Raw genomic sequence first — 2,350 nt, forward strand, 5'->3', positions numbered from 1 at the left:
TATTTACGGATTTTTAATAAGTTGTTTTTATTATAACAGATAAACATGTCACGCTTTGTCATAGGAATGTACTATAAAAAACTTTTATGCCAGGCATTTCCTCTCCCTCATGTCAAAGATAAAATTTTGTTTAACTGTCACAATTCAGCGTTTGTTCATGCTAAAATATAGAAAAGAATCAATACAGATTTTGCAAGGAGGCGAGCGGGATGAAGAAGCGGTTTATTTTGGATATGACAATGCTGTTTGTATTTCTGATCGTGGTCGGGTACAAGCCGCTTGGAAATTACTGGCATGAGACTTTGGGCATTGTGCTTTTTGTTCTGGTCTTTTTGCACAATTACTGGAACAGGCAGTGGTACAAGTCTTTGAGTAAAGGGTCCTGGGGACTGGAGAGGAAGTATACGGCTGCGGTCGATGGGCTTTTGATTGTTTCTTTCCTGGCTGTTCTCCTTACTGCCCCATTCATTTCCCGCTCCTACTCTCTTGGTTTCAATATTCATTTTCTTGAGGGTATCCATAAAGCGGGCGGCGCTCTTATGCTGGCGGCGATCGGGCTGCATCTTGGGATTCACTGGGCGATTTTGAAACCTCGTTTTGTGAACGGGCTGCATCTTGCTAATGTTTCGACAGTTGGAATAATCGTCCGGCTCGTGGTCCTTGCAATCGTTCTCGGTGCCATTTACTTTATTCTTCCGACGGGCACGCGCCCGAATCTGAATTCTTCCGGCGTGTATATCGGTATGCTGGGGCATCTAGTGGATGTCATCGGCATTGGCGCTGTGTCTTACTTCATTCAGATGCATTTGAGGAAATTGGGACGTAAAGCGCCAGCAAAACCTGTGCGTTAATTGAAAAAGGGCTGTGGCGAAATAATTGCCTGTTTCGCTGCAGCTTTTTTGATTTCCTTTTCCATACATTTCTTCTATAGTTTCTCTGTCATATTTCGCATTTCACATGGTATCATGCTGCATGCTAAAATGAAGAAAAGAGGTTCTTGGGAGGTTTATTATGAAGCTTCGTATGATTGTAGACACGGTGATGCTTGTCTTATTCCTCGCGATTCTGGATTACCGCCAGATCGGGAGTTCGCATCATGAAATCTTCGGGATGATTTTCTTTGTCATCGTCATTTTCCATAATTATTTGAACAGGCAGTGGTATAAGTCTCTTCCGCGCGGGCGGTGGAACTGGGACAGGCGGTTCACGTTTCTGATCGATGTCGTGCTTATAGGTTCGTTCCTCGCAGTCATGATTACGGCGCCGCTGATTTCTTACAAGCTGTCGCTGGATATCAATGCGCCGCTCATCGTTCACAGGATTCACCGGATCGGCGGTTATGTGATGCTCGTTGCAATTGGGCTGCACCTGGGGATCCACTGGAGCGCTCTTCTTCCGCGTTTCAAGAAGGCTCTGCACCTGGGAAATACGAAGACTATTTCTATTTTCCTTAAGGTGCTTGCTGTGGCACTGGCCGCTGCAGGAATTTACTTCTCGTTTGGGTTCCACATGGGAAATCGTATTTTCCTGCTTCCTGTCACGGGGACACGGATGCGCGCGCCAAACGTGCCTGCCTTTGTTCTCGCCCATCTGGCGATTGCGATTCTCTATGCGGAGATTTCCTATTATATACAGAAGTTCATCAAGTCGAGCGGAAGGAGACCAAGAGCAGTAAAGAAATAATAAAAAGAGGTTGTAGAAATGATCGCACATTTCTACAACCTCTTTTTTATTTCTTATTTGCTTTTCAGAACGTATCATGGGCGGCGTTGTCGTACCAGTGGTATTCTATCTGCTTGCAGATTTCTTCTGCTTTTTCTTTCCCGAACTGATCGGCAACAAAGCCTACTGCCATGTCGGTGCCTGCGGAGACACCGGCGGCGGTATAGATATTGCCGTCACGGACCCAGCGGGGTTCTCTTTCCCAGAGGATGCTTGTCCCCTGGTTCCTGACCCAGTCAAAGGCATTCTTATTGGTCGTCGCGTGGCGGCCGTCCAAAATGCCTGCCGCCGCCAGAAGAGCAGAGCCTGTGCAGACGGTGAGCACCCATTTCGTCTTCGAGGCAAGATCGCCGAGGCCGGAGAGGAACCAGTCGTCGGTGACAAGGGTTCTTGTTCCCATGCCGCCCGAGACGATGAGGATATCTGAATCCTGCACGTCGAGCATGCGCTCGGTCACGACCATGATGCCCTGGCTGTTTGTCACGATGCCGCCAAGAAGCGATACGGAGCGGATCTCGTATCCATCCAGTTTGGACAGGACCTCTGCCGGACCAAATGCGTCAAGCGTTTCAAAATCATCAAACATCACAATCGAGGGTTATAGGACAAAACGTGTTGGTAAAAATTT

General features: G+C 47.5%; 3 protein-coding genes. 2 read left to right on the top strand and 1 reads right to left on the bottom strand.

Annotated elements, in window-relative coordinates:
* Positions 1-209: 209 nt before the first annotated feature.
* Both M3200_RS02300 and M3200_RS02305 read left to right on the top strand, forming a co-directional pair.
* Positions 210-851 (top strand): DUF4405 domain-containing protein, encoded by a 642-nt coding sequence (locus M3200_RS02300; protein WP_022381925.1) that lies wholly within the window; start codon positions 210-212, stop codon positions 849-851.
* 160 nt (positions 852-1,011) lie between these two features.
* On the top strand, positions 1,012-1,683 hold the full coding sequence (locus M3200_RS02305; protein ID WP_022381926.1) for a DUF4405 domain-containing protein: 672 nt from the start codon (positions 1,012-1,014) through the stop codon (positions 1,681-1,683).
* Positions 1,684-1,747: 64 nt separating this feature from the next.
* On the opposite strand, the gene M3200_RS02310 is transcribed toward M3200_RS02305, so the two are convergent.
* Positions 1,748-2,308 carry a DJ-1/PfpI family protein gene (locus M3200_RS02310; protein ID WP_022381927.1) on the bottom strand — a complete coding sequence of 187 codons (561 nt, stop codon included), beginning with the start codon at positions 2,306-2,308 and terminating at the stop codon, positions 1,748-1,750.
* Between the last annotated feature and the right edge of the window lie 42 nt (positions 2,309-2,350).

Source organism: Dialister sp. CAG:357, assembly GCF_000435155.1.
Taxonomy (GTDB): domain Bacteria; phylum Bacillota; class Negativicutes; order Veillonellales; family Dialisteraceae; genus Dialister; species Dialister hominis.